This is a genomic window from Leptospira ellinghausenii (assembly GCF_003114815.1).
In the GTDB taxonomy this organism is placed as follows: Bacteria; Spirochaetota; Leptospiria; order Leptospirales; family Leptospiraceae; genus Leptospira_A; species Leptospira_A ellinghausenii.
Map to the genome: position 1 here is coordinate 191,625 of NZ_BFAZ01000010.1, position 17,876 is coordinate 209,500.

20 protein-coding genes are annotated in these 17,876 nt (G+C 34.1%); 14 read left to right on the forward strand and 6 right to left on the reverse strand.

The window, feature by feature from the left end:
* The first annotated feature begins 25 nt into the window (after positions 1–25).
* On the forward strand, positions 26–1,126 hold the full coding sequence (locus tag DI076_RS17810; protein WP_245918561.1) for an acyltransferase family protein: 1,101 nt from the start codon (positions 26–28) through the stop codon (positions 1,124–1,126).
* Here DI076_RS17810 and DI076_RS17815 read toward each other — a convergent pair.
* The 4 genes from DI076_RS17815 to DI076_RS17830 are packed head-to-tail and all read right to left on the reverse strand — an operon-like array spanning position 1,077 to position 3,939.
* Entirely contained in the window at positions 1,077–1,679 is a 603-nt protein-coding gene (locus DI076_RS17815; protein ID WP_108961190.1) for an NADPH-dependent FMN reductase, read from the reverse strand. The genes DI076_RS17810 and DI076_RS17815 overlap by 50 nt on opposite strands.
* Positions 1,676–2,320 carry a DUF1569 domain-containing protein gene (locus DI076_RS17820; protein WP_108961191.1) on the reverse strand — a complete coding sequence of 215 codons (645 nt, stop codon included), beginning with the start codon at positions 2,318–2,320 and terminating at the stop codon, positions 1,676–1,678. The genes DI076_RS17815 and DI076_RS17820 overlap by 4 nt, the downstream gene beginning before the upstream one ends.
* Positions 2,321–2,327: 7 nt before the next feature.
* Positions 2,328–3,038 (reverse strand): ParB/RepB/Spo0J family partition protein, encoded by a 711-nt coding sequence (locus DI076_RS17825; RefSeq protein WP_108961192.1) that lies wholly within the window; start codon positions 3,036–3,038, stop codon positions 2,328–2,330.
* Complete coding sequence (locus tag DI076_RS17830) at positions 3,022–3,939, reverse strand: ParA family protein (RefSeq protein WP_108961193.1); 918 nt, start codon at positions 3,937–3,939, stop codon at positions 3,022–3,024. Before DI076_RS17830 ends, DI076_RS17825 begins: the two co-directional genes overlap by 17 nt.
* Positions 3,940–4,132: 193 nt before the next feature.
* On the opposite strand from DI076_RS17830, the gene DI076_RS17835 reads away from it, so the two are divergent.
* The 4 genes from DI076_RS17835 to DI076_RS17850 are packed head-to-tail and all read left to right on the forward strand — an operon-like array spanning position 4,133 to position 7,618.
* Complete coding sequence (locus tag DI076_RS17835; RefSeq protein WP_439957319.1) at positions 4,133–5,209, forward strand: putative porin; 1,077 nt, start codon at positions 4,133–4,135, stop codon at positions 5,207–5,209.
* The gene (locus DI076_RS17840; RefSeq protein ID WP_108961195.1) at positions 5,196–5,870 is read left to right on the forward strand and encodes a M48 family metallopeptidase; all 675 of its coding nucleotides are present in this window, start codon (positions 5,196–5,198) and stop codon (positions 5,868–5,870) included. Before DI076_RS17835 ends, DI076_RS17840 begins: the two co-directional genes overlap by 14 nt.
* Positions 5,871–6,344, forward strand: a complete 474-nt coding sequence (locus DI076_RS17845) for a low molecular weight protein-tyrosine-phosphatase (protein WP_108961196.1) — start codon at positions 5,871–5,873, stop codon at positions 6,342–6,344. It begins immediately after the preceding gene.
* 2 nt (positions 6,345–6,346) lie between these two features.
* A complete protein-coding gene (locus DI076_RS17850) occupies positions 6,347–7,618 on the forward strand; it encodes an NAD(P)/FAD-dependent oxidoreductase (RefSeq protein ID WP_108961197.1) in 1,272 nt (423 codons plus the stop codon).
* Here DI076_RS17850 and DI076_RS20190 read toward each other — a convergent pair.
* Together DI076_RS20190 and DI076_RS17860 are read right to left on the reverse strand one after the other, a co-directional pair.
* Positions 7,604–7,744, reverse strand: coding sequence for a hypothetical protein (locus tag DI076_RS20190; RefSeq protein WP_167396553.1), 141 nt, complete (start codon positions 7,742–7,744; stop codon positions 7,604–7,606). The two genes, DI076_RS17850 and DI076_RS20190, sit on opposite strands and share 15 nt — an antisense overlap.
* A gap of 116 nt (positions 7,745–7,860) precedes the next feature.
* Positions 7,861–8,220: a hypothetical protein gene (locus DI076_RS17860; RefSeq protein WP_245918562.1), complete on the reverse strand. Its 360-nt coding sequence runs from the start codon at positions 8,218–8,220 to the stop codon at positions 7,861–7,863.
* A gap of 160 nt (positions 8,221–8,380) precedes the next feature.
* On the opposite strand from DI076_RS17860, the gene DI076_RS17865 reads away from it, so the two are divergent.
* From DI076_RS17865 to DI076_RS17905, 9 genes are read left to right on the forward strand one after another with little or no spacing between them, the layout of a single operon-like run.
* Positions 8,381–9,241 (forward strand): alpha/beta fold hydrolase, encoded by an 861-nt coding sequence (locus DI076_RS17865; RefSeq protein ID WP_167396554.1) that lies wholly within the window; start codon positions 8,381–8,383, stop codon positions 9,239–9,241.
* Positions 9,238–9,780 (forward strand): PaaI family thioesterase, encoded by a 543-nt coding sequence (locus DI076_RS17870; RefSeq protein ID WP_108961200.1) that lies wholly within the window; start codon positions 9,238–9,240, stop codon positions 9,778–9,780. Before DI076_RS17865 ends, DI076_RS17870 begins: the two co-directional genes overlap by 4 nt.
* A complete protein-coding gene (locus DI076_RS17875) occupies positions 9,777–11,096 on the forward strand; it encodes an LIC20035 family adhesin (protein ID WP_108961201.1) in 1,320 nt (439 codons plus the stop codon). The genes DI076_RS17870 and DI076_RS17875 overlap by 4 nt, the downstream gene beginning before the upstream one ends.
* Positions 11,087–12,067, forward strand: a complete 981-nt coding sequence (locus DI076_RS17880) for an AAA family ATPase (RefSeq protein ID WP_108961202.1) — start codon at positions 11,087–11,089, stop codon at positions 12,065–12,067. The genes DI076_RS17875 and DI076_RS17880 overlap by 10 nt, the downstream gene beginning before the upstream one ends.
* A gap of 1 nt (position 12,068) precedes the next feature.
* Positions 12,069–12,887 (forward strand): DUF58 domain-containing protein, encoded by an 819-nt coding sequence (locus tag DI076_RS17885; protein WP_108961203.1) that lies wholly within the window; start codon positions 12,069–12,071, stop codon positions 12,885–12,887.
* On the forward strand, positions 12,880–13,722 hold the full coding sequence (locus DI076_RS17890; protein ID WP_108961204.1) for an LB_053 family protein: 843 nt from the start codon (positions 12,880–12,882) through the stop codon (positions 13,720–13,722). Before DI076_RS17885 ends, DI076_RS17890 begins: the two co-directional genes overlap by 8 nt.
* A 1-nt stretch (position 13,723) precedes the next feature.
* Positions 13,724–14,677: a VWA domain-containing protein BatA gene (gene batA, locus DI076_RS17895; protein ID WP_108961205.1), complete on the forward strand. Its 954-nt coding sequence runs from the start codon at positions 13,724–13,726 to the stop codon at positions 14,675–14,677.
* 5 nt (positions 14,678–14,682) lie between these two features.
* A complete protein-coding gene (gene batB, locus DI076_RS17900) occupies positions 14,683–16,326 on the forward strand; it encodes a VWA domain-containing protein BatB (RefSeq protein ID WP_245918564.1) in 1,644 nt (547 codons plus the stop codon).
* A complete protein-coding gene (locus DI076_RS17905) occupies positions 16,310–17,875 on the forward strand; it encodes a BatD family protein (RefSeq protein ID WP_108961207.1) in 1,566 nt (521 codons plus the stop codon). The genes batB and DI076_RS17905 overlap by 17 nt, the downstream gene beginning before the upstream one ends.
* Position 17,876 lies beyond the last annotated feature (1 nt).

A 17,876-nucleotide genomic window follows, 5' to 3' on the forward strand; every position in this document is an offset into this window, starting at 1 on the left:
TTTCCTTTCCATCCTGAAATATAAAATGAAAATGTTCGAAAAGGACAATTACGATATGGAATGGGAATTATTAGGGATCATACTAGCAGGGATGTTGGCACTTACGTTTTACGCCTTCCGCATTCCATTATTATTTCCAGTGCCAAACCAATCCAAAAACAGCAGAGAATCACGTTTTGATGTACTGAGAGGGTTTGCAATGATAGGAATTGTAATGATACATATCCACTCTTACTTTCAGTTTTTCCATCCTGGTGATACATTTATCATCCATAATGCATTGATGTTATCTAATTTGGCACGTTTTTCGGTCCCAATGTTTATCCTAACATCAGCTATTTTTCTAAAAATAAAGGAAGGTTATTGGGTTTCAAAATTTAAGAACCTAGTCTTACCATATACGGTATTCTCAATTGTTGGGTATTGGATTAAATACAATCATTATTCCCTTAATGAGTTTCTAACATTTTACGCTTTAGGTAAAGTGTTCACACCCTTTTATTTTGTACCTTTGTTGTTACAATTTTACCTATTATTCTATATTTTGAATCCAATCATGAAAGAAGAAAATTGGCGAAATATAATCCTCTTAGTTTCATTTTTAATTAATTTGATCTCAAATTTAGGTTTTTTTGATACTTTTTTACCGACCGAGTACCTTTCAATTTCGATCTTCAATTATATTTTTTTCTTCGTATTAGGAATTCATATTGGGAAAACTAAACAATCTAACTCTGAAATCAATCAGAATTCAAAATTTATATTTTCAATTTATTTCGTTTTATCCATAATTTTGATTCTAATATTTAGTCATTTATTTAGTGCAGACTTAAAAAATCACCACACCATTTATCCAATACTATTTCTGTTATTCGTTTGGCAATACTTGAATGATTTCAATGGATCAATATCCAAAGTCCTCAGCTATATAGGAAATCAAAGTTTATTTATCTTCTTACTACATCCATTTATCATACACTTTATGCATAGCGTAGATCCGTATACTTTTGGAGGTCCATTTTTTGGGTATCTATTGACACTCATATCCAATGTTGGAATTCCAATTTTAATATCGATTATAATCCAAAGGGGTAAGTTTTTATATCAATCACACCGCTTGACCTAATGGCATTGAACGCTTTTGCATATTCTACTAACACATTCAAAACATAGTTTAATCTACCTCGGATATATGTATCTTCTTTAGATTCTGGTGATTCTGAATTTAAAACTGTTTCTACATGTCTTACAATAACGTGGTCTGGAATGTATACGATTCTTGTATTTTTGTAACTAGACATTCTTAATTCGGCATTTGGGTAACTTCCACCCATTCCACTTGATGCTGTTATAATAAGTCCAGGTTTATGAGCAATGTCCCCACCAGATAAATATAGGAAAAAGTTCTTCATCGCTGGACTAGCCATACCGGCATATTCTGGAGTAATAAATACAAATGCATCCGATTCAGACAATCCTTGATTATATTCGTTCCAAAACTTTTTAATCTCCGAATCTTTTTCCCACATTCCAGGCTCCCAAATTGGTAGTGGTGAATTACCTAAGTCTAGAATTTTAATTTCAATGCCTTTATCTTTTAATATTGAAGCTAAAAAATTTGTTACTTTTAATGATTGTGAATTCTTTCTATGACTTCCGCTTACTAACGTTATCCTCATTTAGGTCCTCCTCCTTGGTTTCTATTTCCCTTATAATGGGATTTCTTTTTATTTTTCCATTTTTTATTATTGTGTCCGCTTGGTTTAGATTCACCTTTGTCTTCATTTTTTCTTTGGTGATGATTTTGTTTTTTTTCAGAAAAATTTCGATCTTTTTTATTTTCTCTATCTTTTGTGAATCTAAGCTTTTCGTCACCAAACAACTGTATGTATCCAAACAAAAAAGAAGCGAGAATTCCATGAATTTTTTCCCATTGTTTTTTATCAAGTTCCCCAAAAACTGGATGTTCAGCAAATGGTCCAGAATGTAATTTAAAAGCAGTTAAAGATGTTCTTAATCGTAATTGTGCAGATTCTGGATCTCCTAAGTCTTTAGGTGGGAAACCGGGGATTTGATTTGCCTTTGTATAATGGCCAGTTGATATAAGTTTCGCGAATTTGTATTTACCTAAAAGTTTGTTTACTGTCGTTCTTTTGGTAGTATACCCTACTCCCTGAATCGATAATTCAATGGACTCAGCCAAAAAATCAAAAATTTGCGATAATGTAATGTCTGATTTCTGTTTTTTTTCACAAGTGATTATAATTGATAATTCTTTTTCGATATCATCTATTGTTTTTAATTTTAAAGTTGATTTCATTTTTCCTCTATTCGCTGATACCGTATTTTTTTTTGAGCGAGTTTAATTCCTTTAAAAAACTCTCCCGTAATTTACTGTTTAGTTTTCCGACATTAATACTAATTTTAGTCTGCGATAATCCAACACGGGGTGAAATGATTTCACCCCCTCTATTTTCTTTTCTTTTAAGCAAATCTTCTAAATTTTTGACTGACAATGGTTTACCACTTATGATCAACTCCATTACTGATTTTTGATCTAATCTCGCTATACTGCTAAGTTGTTTAACATACCTTTCACTGTAACCCAAAAGATTTGAAACTTCATCGGCAGTTTTTTTCTTTTCTTTCCTTAGATATTGGATTGCCTTTCCAACCTCCCAGGGATTTAAATTTTTTCGTTTTTCATTTTCAGCTAAAGACATTTCGTAACAAACATCTTCGTTTGCATCTGTAACAATGGCTGGTATTTCTTTCCATCCGAGCTTTAATGCTGCTCTGTATCTTCGTTCACCAGCAACGATTAAATATTTACCTTTTTCTTTTCGAACCAAAATGGGTTCTATTAATCCTAATCGTTCCATGGAAGGGAGTAAGTCAGAAGTATCTTCTCTACCAATAAGCCGAGGTTGAGTTGGATTTGGGAATATTTGGCTTAACTCAAGATGAGAAGGATTCTTTTTTTTCTCGGAATAAGCGGATATTAAATCTAAGGCTTGGAATTCAGTTTTTTTGGACATTGATTTTCTCTTTCACCTCTATAGCCAATTCTCGAAAATTTTTCATAGTAGCTAGATCGATTTTTGATAAAAAACTCATTTTAGCCTGAGCCTGCGGAATAGATTCACGTCTTTGTATAACGGTTTCAAACACAGGGAAATATTTTTTAACTCCCTCCGCCAAACCAGCCAAAGCTTTTTGCCCTTCGAATTGATTTAAAACAGCACCTAAAAGTTTCAATCGCTGATTGGCTTTTCTTTGAATTTTCTGAATTGTTTCATATAAATCTCGAATCCCTTGTAAACTAAATGCCCTAGTTTGAATCGGTACAAGAATATAATCCGCACATATCAATGCATTTTCCAATATTAATCCTAATGAAGGTGGACAATCTATTATGATATATTCATAATTTGATCTTAATGGCAAAATAGCCTCTTTTAATAATTCGAAGTCATCTCTTTCATAAGGAGTTGTCAGATTTGCAAGTTCCAACGTGGAAGGTAATAGGTCAAAATTTGTCGCTACCGTTTTGATGAGGGGCTCGATGTCCCTTGGTTTTTTTCCACGATATCCCAAATAATCCATAATTGATGTAACATCGTCATTTAGAAATAACTGAGTAGCATTCGCTTGTGGATCCCAATCGATTAATAATACTTTATGGTTTTCCGAAAGTGCTTCTGCTAAGTATAAGCTGATAGTTGTTTTCCCCTCCCCTCCCTTTTGGTTAGAGATTGCTATAACGTTACTATCAAATCCTTCCGATTGATTGATTTCAAAATATTTGGAAAGTACCGACTTCTTAAATTCTCCAGCTTTCAAACCAGGAACTTTTAATGTCGTTACCCTCTGCTGAAAATCATCGAGACTTAACCCAACAAATTTTGCAGCTTCTTCAGAATCAAACACTGTTTCCACGTTACCTTACCTACTCTAACCATTGTATCTTGACGACTATTGTCAATTTAATTATGTCTCCTAGGGGTGAAATCATTTCACCCCTAGGATGTAATTTTTATTTGAATATGATAAGAAATCGAGTCTCCTCAAAACACCAAGAGGAAAACAAATTACGAATTTACAACATTGAGGTAATTTCCATTCTAAGTTGGTGCAAAATTTTTTCAAATTTTTCCTACTTTTTACCTCTCTACTATTGGTTACTTCTCCAATAAAATCTGAAGTTATTTGGGGACCATCCATCGAAAGATCTGGAGGTGAATATATTTTTGAGACTGGCAATAAATACCCTAATCTGTCAGGTATACGTGGTGGTTCCAGAATATCCTTCCCGCGAACTTTTACATTATTTGGAATCCAGGGAATATATATCAAGGATAGATGGGAAATCAATGGAAAACTGAAAACAACGGGTTGGAATCAGAAATCAGGTGACGCTAGGGATGAAGATTTTTTTCTAGGAACTGTTTCAACTGAAAATTCAACAAATATTGCGACTCGAGAATGGAGTTACCGTGACTCAGCAACAGTTTATTCAGGAAGCAGAAATTTTGCCGACGGTAAAGGTAAATCTACAATCATAGAGAACAGAATCGAGCTTTTTGGTCGTTATTATTTTCAAGATGCAAATCCAGATTACTGGAAAGAAGGTTCTGGTTTTTTCTTATCAACAGGAGCCCGTTATTCCTACTTCAAATATCTTTTTTATGATGTGAATCAATTCATAGAAACAACTCCTGTATTTTACGCTCCTATTGGACTAGGATTAAGTTACTCCAATGATCTGTGGGAAGTTTTTTATGGCGGAGGTTACCGTTATTCCAAAAACAATTTATATTTTGATTTTAGTTTTATGCCTTCAATCGGTAGAATAAAAACCAGAGATTTTCACGTTCAGAGATCAATTAACTTTTTCTCAGAAAACTATGGATTCGGATGGAACTCAAAAATTGAAGTAGGTTACCAATTTAATCCGACATGGTTAAGTTATTTCAGACTCAATCACAGACGTTTTTTCTCAGAAGGTAGATTCACTTCCCAAGGCGGTTTGACAGTAGCAGATTTGACATCAAATCTGGTCTCTGGATTTAAATCTCATATCAATATTAAAGACTTTTCAATCGAATTAGGAGTTCTCAACAAAATAGAATGGGGCCGTGGAACCGATAAAACTGAAAAACTGGAATCAGGAACTAAAGAGAAAATCGAAACGAATGAATCAAATTGAAATAGAAAGGAAAATTACAAAAAGTAAAAATATATCCTTAACTGTTTATCAAAACGGAAGAGTTGTATTAAAACACCCCGCAAAAATTTCTAATAATCAATTAGAAGACTTTATTGCTGATAAACAAAATTGGATCTTAAACAAACTACAAAAAATCCCTAAAGACATACCAAAAAATCTCAAATTTGAAAACGGTGAAACAATTCATATATTTGGGGAAAGTGTAAAAATTCATCTCAATGACAGAAAAACTTTCTATGATCCTATGAACGGTTTTTATATCAAAAACGAGAAAAATGAGATATTAAGACAGAAAAAAGCAAAACATTTTTTAAAATCACTATTAGTTAATAAAATTGAACCTTTGGTAGAAAAATTTGAATTAAATTTAAAAACGAAGGTAAACAAAATTAGCGTAAGGACAATGCGATCGTTATGGGGAAGTTGCAATTCTAAAAATGATATATCAGTAAATTTAAGTTTGGTACATTGCCCGGATTATATTATAGAATACATTATCCTACATGAAATTTCACATACGATTGAGCACAACCACTCGCAAAATTTTTGGAATTTAGTAAAAAGCCAAAATCCTAATTTCAAAACCGCAGAAAAATGGCTAAGAGAACACGGTAAAAAATATATTTACTATTTAAATTAAATGAAAGATAAAATAAAAGTTTTGTTTATTTGTTTGGGTAATATTTGTCGATCCCCAGCAGCACAAGGTGCATTCGAAAATTTATTAAAGAAAAGAAACTTAGACCATATGTTCGAAGTTGATTCTTGTGGTACATCCGGTTATCACGATGGAGAACTACCAGACCCTCGGACACGCAAGGTAGCACTTCAACATGGAATCCAGTTGACCCATAAATCTAGAAAACTACAATCTAAGGATCTTCATTACTTTGACTATTTAATTGTAATGGATAATAACAATTATAACGATGTTCTGAGTCTAACAAATGATGAAGCTCTAATAAATAAAATTTATAAATTTGGAAAATTTCGTTCTGATAAAGGTCCTGATATCGTTCCTGACCCGTATTATGGAAGTGAAAAGGACTTTGAAAAAGTTCAAGAATTAGTAGAGAATTGTTCTATTGGCTTCTTAGATTACTTAGGAGTATAAATGTGTCCCATACAAAGAAAAAGATTATAATCATAGGTGCTGGTTTTGGTGGACTACAAGTTATCAAATCACTCGGAAACAATGAAAACTTTGAAATATTAGTTATCGATAAAAAGAATCATCATCTGTTCCAACCATTACTTTACCAAGTAGCAACTGCAGTATTATCTCCAGCTGATATAGCGATTCCAACTCGATCTATCACAACCAATTTTAAAAATGTGAAAATTTTATATGGTGAAGTGACAGATATCAACTTTAATACAAGAGAAGTGTCATTTCAAAACCATAACGAAAAATATGATTATCTGGTAATTGCTACAGGAGCAAAAACCAGTTATTTCGGAAATTCTCAATGGCAATCAAAAACCTTAGGATTAAAAAATTTAAAAGATGCATTGGCAATTCGAAAACAAATTCTATTGTCTTTCGAACAAGCCGAATTAATCGGAGATTACGAAAAAGCAAAAAGTTTAATGCATTATGTGATCATTGGAGGAGGACCAACTGGAGTTGAGTTAGCAGGTTCCATTGCTGAGTTATCACATAATATCATTCGGAAAGACTTTCGCAGTATCGATTCAGGAATGACAAAAGTAACCTTAATAGAAGCTGGTCCAAGATTGTTAAATGCATTCAGCGAAAAATCCAGCTCATTCACAAAGGAAAAGTTAGAAAGTAGGGGTGTTGAAGTTTTAACTAACTCACCTGTATTGGATATAACCGAAACGGGAGTTGTCCTAAAAGATAGAACGATTGTATCTAATACCATCATATGGGCTGCAGGAGTTGAGGGCTCAGAACTATCAAAAAAACTTTCAATTAACAAGGATAAGTCGAACAGAATCATTGTAGATGAATTTTGCAGATCTACAGAATATCCAAATGTATTCGTAATCGGAGATGCAGCCAATTTTAGCAAAGGTTTAAACAGACCTCTCCCAGGAGTTTCTCCTGTTGCCATGCAACAAGGACGATATGTAGCTAAAATCATCCAATCAATTGAAAAAAATAAAACCTTAATACCATTTCAATATTTTGACAAAGGCAATATGGCAACTATCGGAAGGACAGATGCAGTTGCTGAATTTGGCGGAATACGGCTAAAGGGTATAATGGGTTGGTTTGGGTGGCTCTTTGTACACCTTGTTTACCAAGTTGGCTTCAAAAATAAGATGAGCACTCTCATCAGTTGGGTTTGGAGTTATTTGACATTTAGAGCTGGCTCAAGACTGATCCAAGAAGAAGCAAATGATGCATCAATTGGAACGTAAATTGAACTGATTTTTCTTTGCTTCTGAAATGCATTTTTTATAAGCCAATTCTGTATTGCCAATCCAATAGATAGTATTGGTATCGGAAACACCATCTGTTGTGTGTTTTTGAAGAATCGGTATCATATACAAATATCCATTTTTCCGAGTTGTATTACATTCATCATGCAATTGTTCCTCTCTAGAAAGTTGACTGCAATGAATGTTAAAGAGAATGAAAATTACAGAAAAAATAAAACGACTCATTTCGAATTTTGAAGTATTCCTTTTAATTCATTAAATTCTTTAACTTGTTCCGGAGAACAATTAGCTAAATGATTCTCTATAAAGGAAAGGTCTTCTTCCACTTTTTTTAGTTGAGCCTGTTTGTATTCTGGTTTATGAGTAACCTTTAGAATAACTTCTCCCGTGTAACCAGTATCTCCATTCGCTTCTAGAAGAATCGATTTGGCTCTTTTTAGATAAATAGGAATGAGTGATTGAGTTGTCGCATCTTTTGAAAACTCATTGATGCCAGTAGACAAAAGCGTAATTTTTTTTCTATGAATGGAAGTGTTATCTGCCTTTTTTTCACAATCAACTAAGGAGACACATTGATTCAATGTTTTGTTTTGTCCCAATATTGTGTTTACACAAATTAAAAAAACTACACACAGCCGAAGTACTAACATAGCACAAATACCATCAGAGCAAAATAAAGAATCAAGTCTAATTCGCCAGATAAATGTTTACAATCCGAAGGTGCCGAGAAACCATATATTTATGTTGCCGATTTCAATTCGCACCAAATTTCACTCAATCGAGGGATTGGAGTGGGGGAATCCACAAGGCATTCCAATTCTGTGTTTTCATGGTTGGCTCGACAATGCTAATAGTTTTGCACCTCTTGCTCCTTATTTTCCAGAATATAGATTCATCTCAATTGATTTCCCTGGTCATGGCAAATCAAGTCACAAACCCGAAAATACAGTGTATTACTTCGCAGAATACGCATTAGAAATTGTATCCATTGTCCAATCTTTAGGGATTGAAGATTTTATATTAATGGCGCATTCAATGGGAGCAGCCATTTCCACGTTAGTTGCTGGTACAAATTTAGTAAAAATCAAAAAACTTGTTTTGATTGAGGCCCTTGGCCCACTAACAAATGTTTCACAATCTGCGCCCGATATCATGTCGGAGGCAATCAAACAAATTCTACACCCAAGAGGAAAAAAAGAAACCTATTTTCCTGATATGGAGTCCGCGATTACAATTCGCCTTAGAGCAGGGGATATGACTGAAAATTCTGCTACCGTACTAATGGAAAGAGGAATTGAAAAAACTCCGCGTGGTCTTAAACCAAGACGAGATATTCGATTGCATTTTAATTCTTTTTTTCGTTATACGGAAGAACAAGTAGTTTCGTTTTGCGAAAGAATAGAATGTCCAACCTTACTCATACTAGGCGACAAATCCAATTTCCCGATTGCAAATGCCTTCCCTAACAGAAAGTCTGCAATCAAAAACTTATCCGAAGTGATTTTAAGTGGTGGTCATCACTTACATATGGATCACCCTGAAAAAGTTGCACACGTCATCCATCAATTTTTAAACGAAGATACTCCAAAGGATAATCAATGAATTCACCTATCGAAAATCCATCCAGACATGGTTACGAAATCCACCATGACACTTGTTTTGGCTGCGGAAAGGAAAACCCACTTGGACTTGTAGCAGATTTTACTTTCCACGACGATACAGGAGAGGTAAATTTTACGTATAATTTTAAAAAACTTTATAATGGTGCACCAGGATTTGTCCATGGTGGCATTTTATCAACAGTGTTAGACGAGGCAATGGGTGGATTGTGTTTCCATTTAGGTTATATCGTCATGACGGATACAATGAGTTTTAAATTCCATAAAGCAACTCCCGTCGAAACAGAATTATTAATTCGTGCTTGGCCCATCAAAAAGGCAAAAAGAAAGGTACTGCTTGAATGCGAATTAACCTCCTTAAATGGGGAAATTTTATATGTAAAAGGGGAGGGTGCATTTCACATATTACCTCCAAGATTTTTCTCAGAAAAATTGACAGGCGGGAAAATAGCGATTGCGAATGAATTATTATCTGTTAATAAATTGAAACGAGCACATCTCTTTGACAGGATAGAAACATGAATCGAAAATTTTATGCATTAATGATCACAACATTGTTGATCCAATGTTCTGGTGCATCAGTAAAAGATGGATCAGGTGACCAGGAATTTGAACTCAAATTAACAAAGGGTAAATGGATCCGCACCGAACGATTCAAAAATTCAGGTGGAATTCGAGCTGTTGGAGAAGTGAAAGCGGAATGTGGTGGAACAAAATGTACAGAAGACCAGGTTTCTAAATTTGCCGCACCAAAAATTAAATCACTCCCTAAACATGGTTTTTGGGAAGAATACATTCAATTCGAACAACCAGGATCTACTGCTGAAAATCCAAAGTATAAATCGACACTTGACCAAATCGGAGAATACGTTGACGGAAAAAAAACTGGGATTTGGAAAAAACCTGATCCAGAAAATCCTCAAAAATTCATTGCGGAAACTCCATGGGTCGATGGCAAAAAAGAAGGGATCTCCAAAACTTTTGATAAACAAGGAAACGTTACTTCTGAAACTACATATGTAGATGACAAAAAAAATGGCCCGTACTTCCGAAAAAACAATAAAGGTGAGTGGGTAGAAAAAGGTGCCTTCAAAGAGAATGAAGAAGATGGAGAGTGGTTATATTATTTTGTAGGTTCTGATGGCAATGGTATCAAAACAAAAGTTTCCTATTCCAATGGTTTAAAAAATGGATTAGAAATAAATTATTATAAAGATGGTGCCATAGAGTCACAAGGGAATTATTCTGCAGATGTCAGAACAGGCCTTTGGAAAATGTTTGGAAACAAGGGAAATATCTTAGCAGAAGGAAATTATTCTAAAAAAGAAAACTCTGAAAATTTAGATATCAAATACGAAAGAACAGGGATTTGGAAAGAATACTATCCTGATGGAAATTTATTTGGTACAGGACCAAGAAAACATACGAGAACAGGTGAGTGGAAGTTTTATTATAAAAACGGTCAAGTAGCTTACCATGGAAATATGGCCAATGAAAGTATGTTAGAATCTGCTAAAGTTTACGATCAATCAGGAAAAATTTTAGGCGAAGGAAAAATGTTTTTTTCACTTGTCAAAATTGACGAGGAACTCCAAGACCTAAAGTTAAATTATAAACCAAGTATACCTTATACTTACTTCTATCCATCTGGAAAAAAAAGAATGGTGATTCGTTCTACCGAAGATGCGACGGAATATTCTGAGGATGGAAAAGAATTAGGAAGAGGACCTGTAGAACCACAAGGTAGAAAAATGGGATGTTGGACAATCGGTGGTAAAACAGAATATTACATGATTGATAAACCAATGCCAAAGATGACTGCTTCTCAATGCAAATAGACAAAGAACAAATCAAAGAAATCTCCGATCAAATGAAACTCATTCGGTCGGAATTGGCGGAATCTATATCAGGGATGGATGAAGTTATCCAATCCCTATTTGTAGCACTTGTTGCAAATGGACATATTTTACTTGAAGGTATGCCAGGTCTTGCGAAGACATTGGTCGCTAAAAACTTAGCATCCATTACTGATGCCAAGTTTTCTCGAGTTCAATTCACTCCAGATTTGTTACCAGCAGATTTAATTGGAACAAATATATTCAATCCAAAAACTTCCACGTTTGAAATCAGAAAAGGGCCAATCTTCACCAATGTATTATTGGCTGATGAAATCAATCGCGCACCAGCAAAAGTACAATCTGCACTCTTACAATGTATGGAAGAACGACAAGTTTCCATTGCAGACCAAACTTTTGATTTGACTCCTCCATTTTTTGTAATCGCAACTCAAAACCCAATTGACCAAGAAGGAACATATCCACTTCCTGAAGCACAATTAGACCGATTTCTTTTAAAAGTAAATGTAGCTTATCCTAGTTTTGAAGATGAAGTTTCAATCCTTCATCAACACGGGAATGTAAATTTTGAAAAAAAATCTCTAAAAAAAGTGATGAAACCAAAGGAAATCCAACGAATATCAGAGATATCAAACCACGTTTTTGTTGATCCAAAACTATTCTCTTATATTGTTCAATTAACACGTAATACACGGCCAGAATCCACATCAGACAAAGACTTAAAAGTATTCCTTTCACATGGTGTAAGCCCGAGAGCAAGTCTTGCCTTACTAAAAGTAAGCAGAATTAATGCTTTATTAGAAGGAAGAACGTTTGTCATACCAGAGGACATCCAAAGGTATTTTCCTGAAATTGTCAAACATAGACTTCACCTAACAATAGATGCTATCAGCGAGGATGTAAGCACTACTTCCATTATCAAAAGGATTTTAACAGTTACGGAAGTTCCTTAAAATGCTTGATCCCGAATTAAAAAGGTTACTCCAAGTATTACAATGGGAATCAAAGAAAAAATTCATTTCAAATAGACGTGGGCTTATCTTTACGAACGATAAAGGAAGAGGGCTTGATTTTAAAGAAGTAAGAAATTACCAATACGGTGATGACATTCGTTATATTGATTGGAATGTAACATCTCGGACTGGTGAACTCCATACAAAAGAATTTTACGAAGAAAAAGATGCCACAATTCTAATCTTCATTGATTTGAGCCAATCTATGGAAGGTATAAAGGCAAAAACTGCCTTTCAAATTGCATTATTTTTATCTCTATTTCATATCAAAATCGGGAACCGAATTTTTTTAGTTAGTTTTTCGAATCATACAATTTCATCCAACAAATGGTTAAAAACGGAAACGGAAGTACTCACCTATTTCGAAAATCTAAATAAACAGAAACATGGCAACCAAACAAACTATACAATTGCAAATCAATATGCTTTTAAAATCCACCCAAAGTATGCAGTTACTTATTGGATCAGCGATTTTAATCATCTAGCAGATTGGACAAAAACTTTTTCGATCCCAAAAGTTTGGGACCAATATGGAATTTGGATTTCGGATCCTATCGATGATTTGAATTTTCCATTTTGGTTAAAGTGGTTCCAACCAATATCACAGGAAGGGATCACTCTTAAAAGTCCAATGACATCTTATGACCACGATAAAACGGCAGCAAAAAATTTATTCGGGAACAAACTGATCAAAATAAACCCTAGTTTTAAATTAAACAACCAAATCCTTCCTTTGTTCAAATCACAAAAACATGGCTAAAATAGTTTATATTTTTATTTTCTCTGCTTTCCTTTTTTCGATTTTCCCAGCACCAAAGGAAACATTACCGACAGGAGAACTATTTGTTGGAGACACCATTCAATATACCATTGAATGGGAAAATAATGTAACAGACGTTAGTCTAGAGGAAGGTAAGTTTTTCGAAGACCATACTTTGCCAACTTTCGAAATTCAAACCGTAAAAAAAGAGAAAAACAAAATCATCGCTTCAGTTATTTTTTTTGTGCCTGGAGATTACTTTTTACCGGTGAAATGGAAGGAAGATGGGATAGAAACGGATTCGAAACTTAAAATTTCAGTTCTTAGCAACTTATCAGGCAATGAAACTGAAATTGAAGACATAGAGCCACCAATCCTTTTTTCAGGTCCTTATGCGTTCAGACTGATTGGACTTATCGCTTTTACAATTTTAAATTTTTATTTATTATATGCTTTGTATTTATATTGGAAATCAAAGCCAAAGATCATCGATGCTATCTGGGAAAAACCTCCCAAATTATTAGAATCAACTAGACGACTACACCACTTAGAACAATACCTCAATTCCGAAACTATAGACGAAAAAGAACTTACCTTCCGAATTAGCAATTACTTAAAGGAAGTATATTCGGAAAAATTTGAAGAGAACTTATTAGGCACAACTGACTCTGAATTTTTAGCAATTTTACATGATAAAACGCATATACCTGACTCTTCCATTCGCGACTTAAGACTTTATTTTAGAGATCTAAAATACAATCAAAATACAAATTCGATTTCAAACGAGGACGCAAGAATCATTTGGAATCGTATCAAAAAGGATTTTCTTTTATAATATGGATTACTTCCAGAGACCATATTTATTATTACTCTTGGTCCCAATCATCATTGTTTTCATCTATCAATGGAAAACAAATCCATATGGCCCAATTTTTTTTGTTCACTCCGACAGATTCCAAGAGCACAAATCAACTATTTGGGTAAGATTCAAAAAACAATTTTATATTTTTAATGAGATATTGATTTATCTTGCTATGTTATCTTTGGTTTTTGCTTCCGCAGGTCCAGGAGCAAAATACAACCTAATGCCTGATAACACCAAAGGTGTTGATATTATGATCGCACTTGATATTTCCGGTTCTATGGTAAATTCTTATGATTTTTTACCAAAAAATCGTCTCTCTGTATCAAAAGATTTATTAAGAGCATTCATCCAAAAAAGAATATATGATCGAATTGGGATTGTTGTATTTGCTGGGGCAGCTTACCTACAGTCACCACTTTCAAGTGACCGAACCGCCTTGGATGAGTTAATTGAAGATACTTCGAATGAAGATATAGAAGAACAAGGTACAGCGATTGGAGATGCACTTGTTTTATCTACATATCGATTAAAAAATTCGGAAGCTAAATCGAAAGTGATCATCCTTTTAACAGATGGAGTATCAAATACTGGGAAACTAGACCCAGAAACTGCAGCTTATACTTCAAAAACATTAGGCATCAAAGTGTATTGTGTCGGTATTGGCAAAGAAGAAGGTCAATATGAAGTGAATTATGAATCATTACAGAAAATTTCATCCGATACCAGTGGAAAATTTTTTAGAGCCGAATCACCCGAAGTTTTGGGAGAAGTATTGAACGAAATTGATAGGTTAGAAGTTGTCGAATTACCTTCAAAACCTCTTGAAATCCAAGAAACGAAATTCCCTACTTTTATATTTATTGTTTTTCTATTCCTTTTCTTAAATCTAATTCTTAAAATTTTTCCCTTACAAGAGAAACTCTAATGGAAATGAAAACTATCATTTTATTTGGATCATTCACTATTCTTTTGGGCATTCTCGTAGCTAGTATCAAAATCTTTATCAATTTCAAAGCCACACAACTTACAAAAAAACATATAGAACTTATCTCAAGGCTTACAACTTCAAATCAGTTTTTATTATTCTTACGTTATATATCACTATTATTTGCTCTCATACTGTGTTTATTGTCTTTATACAAAATTAAATCAATTGATGTGGAATCTACAAAGGAATTTGAATCTACGGATATCTTATTTGTTGTTGATGTTAGTTTATCTATGAATGCAATTGATGTAAAACCAAATCGTCTCAAACGTTTTCAGGATCTAATATTGAGAACACTTCCTGAATTAAAAGGAAATCGAATTGGGATCATTGTATTTGCAGGACAATCATTTTCGTTTTGTCCGATGACCACCGATTTATCCGCTGTCTCAGATTACATACAATCGTTAGGCGTAGAGATGGTCGGGACAAAAGGCACAAATTTGGCTATTGCTCTAAAAAGAGTAGGAAAAGTTCTAAATAAAAACCAAGGAATTAGATCATCCGTCACTGTCATTGTTACTGACGGGGAAGATCACGAAAAACAGTCGTTACCTGACCTCGAAAATGAAGTAATGGTTTGGGGGGTTGGAACAGAAGAAGGTGGACCTATCGAATTTAGGGACCCGAGTACTGGGAAAGGGGGGTTTGTTACGTATGACTCCAATTTGGTGGACTCACCTTATGGAAACAATGTTATAGTATCCAAATTGAATAAGGAATTTTTAGAAACGATCGCAGAAAGATATAATGGCGAATATTCCAACATATCCTTTTATGCAGATGGGAGTTTCCAACTCATCGACAAGGTGAAGGAAATGAAAAAAAATAAAATCCAAAGATTGGAAAAATTTAAAAATGAAGACGGGGCACATCCATATTTGTTACTCTCTCTATTGTTTTTTTTACTCGAACGACTTTTATCCATTGGGATTCAGAAAAAATCCCCACTCAAAATGATTACTTTCCTATTTTGTGTCTTCTTTATCCAAAATCGCGTAGAGGCTTGGGAGTTGGATCCTGGAGGGAACGCTGTGGAAAGAGGAGTTAAATCTTACTTAGATCAAAATTTTAACGAGAGCCAAAAAGAATTTTCGAAAGCAAAGGATTACTTCCAAGATGATCCAAGATTAATTTACAATGAAGCAGCAAGTGCTTATCAATTAGGAAAGTACAAAGAAGCAAAAGAACTTTCAGAAAAGATTCTTTCCCATCCAAAAGCAAACTCCAACCTCAAATCCAAAGCAAATCTAACTTTGGGAAACATTTTCAGTAAATTAGGCCAAAAAGAAAATGCCCTCAACTCCTATGTGGAAAGTTTAAAACAAAATCCAAAGCAAATCGCGGCAAAAAAAAACATAGAACATTTAACAAAAAAGAGCCAATCGAGTCAAAACCCATCGGAAAACCAAAAACAAGGGAATAGCGAAAATTCGAATCCTTCCGAATCAAAATCGCAAAATGATAAAACAAATCCTTCCAAACAGAAACAATCCGATATCGAAAGGATGTTTGAGCCATTTTCCAACGACTCCATTTTAAAAAATATGCGGGGAGGACCAATTGATAATGAGAAATTTTGGTAAATTGATTCCGTTTGTATTCTCCTTTCTCTTTGCCTCTATTACAAACTTATACTCTGCAGATGTGGAATTTTTTTTTCATCCTAACGAATTTTCTTTAGGAGAATTTGCTAAATTAGAAGTAAAAGCTTATGGAGACAAACCCTTTCGGACCCTACAAACGAACGTTAAACGAAATGGTGTTAGAATACGATATGTTGGGAGTGGAACGGAAACTCAAATCGTAAATTTTAAAGTATCCAAATCGCAAATCATCAATTTTTATGTTGATACAGAACAAGAAGGAAATTTCCAATTGCCTGAAATAACAGTTGAGTATGCTGGCAAACAATATTCTTCACCTCCTTTTGACTTCAAAGTCAGCAAAAAAACTAAAAATCTTCCAAATAGTTTTTTTAAGTCTTTTCCATTTGATTTAGATGAGCCAACTACCGAAGAAAATCCTGAAGTATCCTTTCATACGAATAAGTCGGTATTTTACAAGGGTGAACCTATAGTTGGCTACTTTGTTTTGTACTATGATCAATATAGACAACCTTTCCTGGAGAGAGATCCGAATCAATCCATCTCTTTTCCATTTTTTCTTTCGGAAACTTTAAGACAAGTGACAGTCCAAATTGAACCAGAAGTAGTTAGGAATAATGTACCTAAAAAAACTCTGGTGTTTGCAAAAGAAATTTATGGACTAACAGCACTTCGATCAGGAACTTACCTGTTAGGTAAAACGAAATTTATAACAGGCGATAGTTTACGATTCAACTCTCTCCAACAAACAATAGATACAAAACCTGCCAAAGTAATTGTTTTAGACCTTCCGAAAAACTCACCTCTTGATTTTAATGGCGCGATTGGAAACTTTAAAATGTACATTCTCAAATCACCTAAACAGGTGTACGTTGGTGAGACTGCGTATATAGAGATTATGATAGAAGGAGAGGGTGGATTTGAAGGCATTACACCTATGCTCTTTTCTAATCCAAAAATTCAATGTATCAACCAATCTAAAGTAAAAAATTTCCAACAATTAGAGTCGGGAGAGTATGGCTTCCATTCAAAAGTAAAATTTCTCTACGGTTATCAAATCGAAAAAATATCAAAAGAAAATGTGGAACCTATCCGTTTTACTTATTTCTCCCTAGCTGAAAAAAAATATAAAACTCTCTCCGTCAATTTCCCAGATTTCCAAATTTTACCGAAGAGAAAAACAGCTGAAGTTATTCCTCCAAAAAAAGAAAAATTAGAATTAGAATTACCTTTCTTCTCTTTAGTTTTACTTGCAGTTTTAGGAATCTTTGGTTACGTAGCACTTAAAAAGTATAAACTAAATGTGGAGACCAATTCTTTTGTTCGTATGGTTGAAAGTTTTGGCAGAAAACGAGATTTTTTCTTAATAGAACATTTAGAAAATAGGGGAGTGCCAAAATCCGAATCCATATGGCTCACTGAAATGATCAGTAGTCAAACTGATCCCTCCCATTTATTTAAACAATTATCGAAAAAAGATCAGATAAAGGCATTACACATTGCCAATAAATTAAAACCAAAGGAGTAAC

What these genes read in the sequence shown, in the direction of transcription:
- DI076_RS17810 (WP_245918561.1), top strand. Translation starts at nt 26, where the DNA reads ATGAAAATGTTCGAAAAGGACAATTACGATATGGAATGGGAATTATTA.
- DI076_RS17815 (WP_108961190.1), bottom strand. Translation starts at nt 1,679, where the DNA reads ATGAGGATAACGTTAGTAAGCGGAAGTCATAGAAAGAATTCACAATCA.
- DI076_RS17820 (WP_108961191.1), bottom strand. Translation starts at nt 2,320, where the DNA reads ATGAAATCAACTTTAAAATTAAAAACAATAGATGATATCGAAAAAGAA.
- DI076_RS17825 (WP_108961192.1), bottom strand. Translation starts at nt 3,038, where the DNA reads ATGTCCAAAAAAACTGAATTCCAAGCCTTAGATTTAATATCCGCTTAT.
- DI076_RS17840 (WP_108961195.1), top strand. Translation starts at nt 5,196, where the DNA reads ATGAATCAAATTGAAATAGAAAGGAAAATTACAAAAAGTAAAAATATA.
- DI076_RS17845 (WP_108961196.1), top strand. Translation starts at nt 5,871, where the DNA reads ATGAAAGATAAAATAAAAGTTTTGTTTATTTGTTTGGGTAATATTTGT.
- DI076_RS20190 (WP_167396553.1), bottom strand. Translation starts at nt 7,744, where the DNA reads ATGATACCGATTCTTCAAAAACACACAACAGATGGTGTTTCCGATACC.
- DI076_RS17865 (WP_167396554.1), top strand. Translation starts at nt 8,381, where the DNA reads ATGTTGCCGATTTCAATTCGCACCAAATTTCACTCAATCGAGGGATTG.
- DI076_RS17870 (WP_108961200.1), top strand. Translation starts at nt 9,238, where the DNA reads ATGAATTCACCTATCGAAAATCCATCCAGACATGGTTACGAAATCCAC.
- DI076_RS17875 (WP_108961201.1), top strand. Translation starts at nt 9,777, where the DNA reads ATGAATCGAAAATTTTATGCATTAATGATCACAACATTGTTGATCCAA.
- DI076_RS17880 (WP_108961202.1), top strand. Translation starts at nt 11,087, where the DNA reads ATGCAAATAGACAAAGAACAAATCAAAGAAATCTCCGATCAAATGAAA.
- DI076_RS17885 (WP_108961203.1), top strand. Translation starts at nt 12,069, where the DNA reads ATGCTTGATCCCGAATTAAAAAGGTTACTCCAAGTATTACAATGGGAA.
- DI076_RS17890 (WP_108961204.1), top strand. Translation starts at nt 12,880, where the DNA reads ATGGCTAAAATAGTTTATATTTTTATTTTCTCTGCTTTCCTTTTTTCG.
- batA (WP_108961205.1), top strand. Translation starts at nt 13,724, where the DNA reads ATGGATTACTTCCAGAGACCATATTTATTATTACTCTTGGTCCCAATC.
- batB (WP_245918564.1), top strand. Translation starts at nt 14,683, where the DNA reads ATGAAAACTATCATTTTATTTGGATCATTCACTATTCTTTTGGGCATT.
- DI076_RS17905 (WP_108961207.1), top strand. Translation starts at nt 16,310, where the DNA reads ATGAGAAATTTTGGTAAATTGATTCCGTTTGTATTCTCCTTTCTCTTT.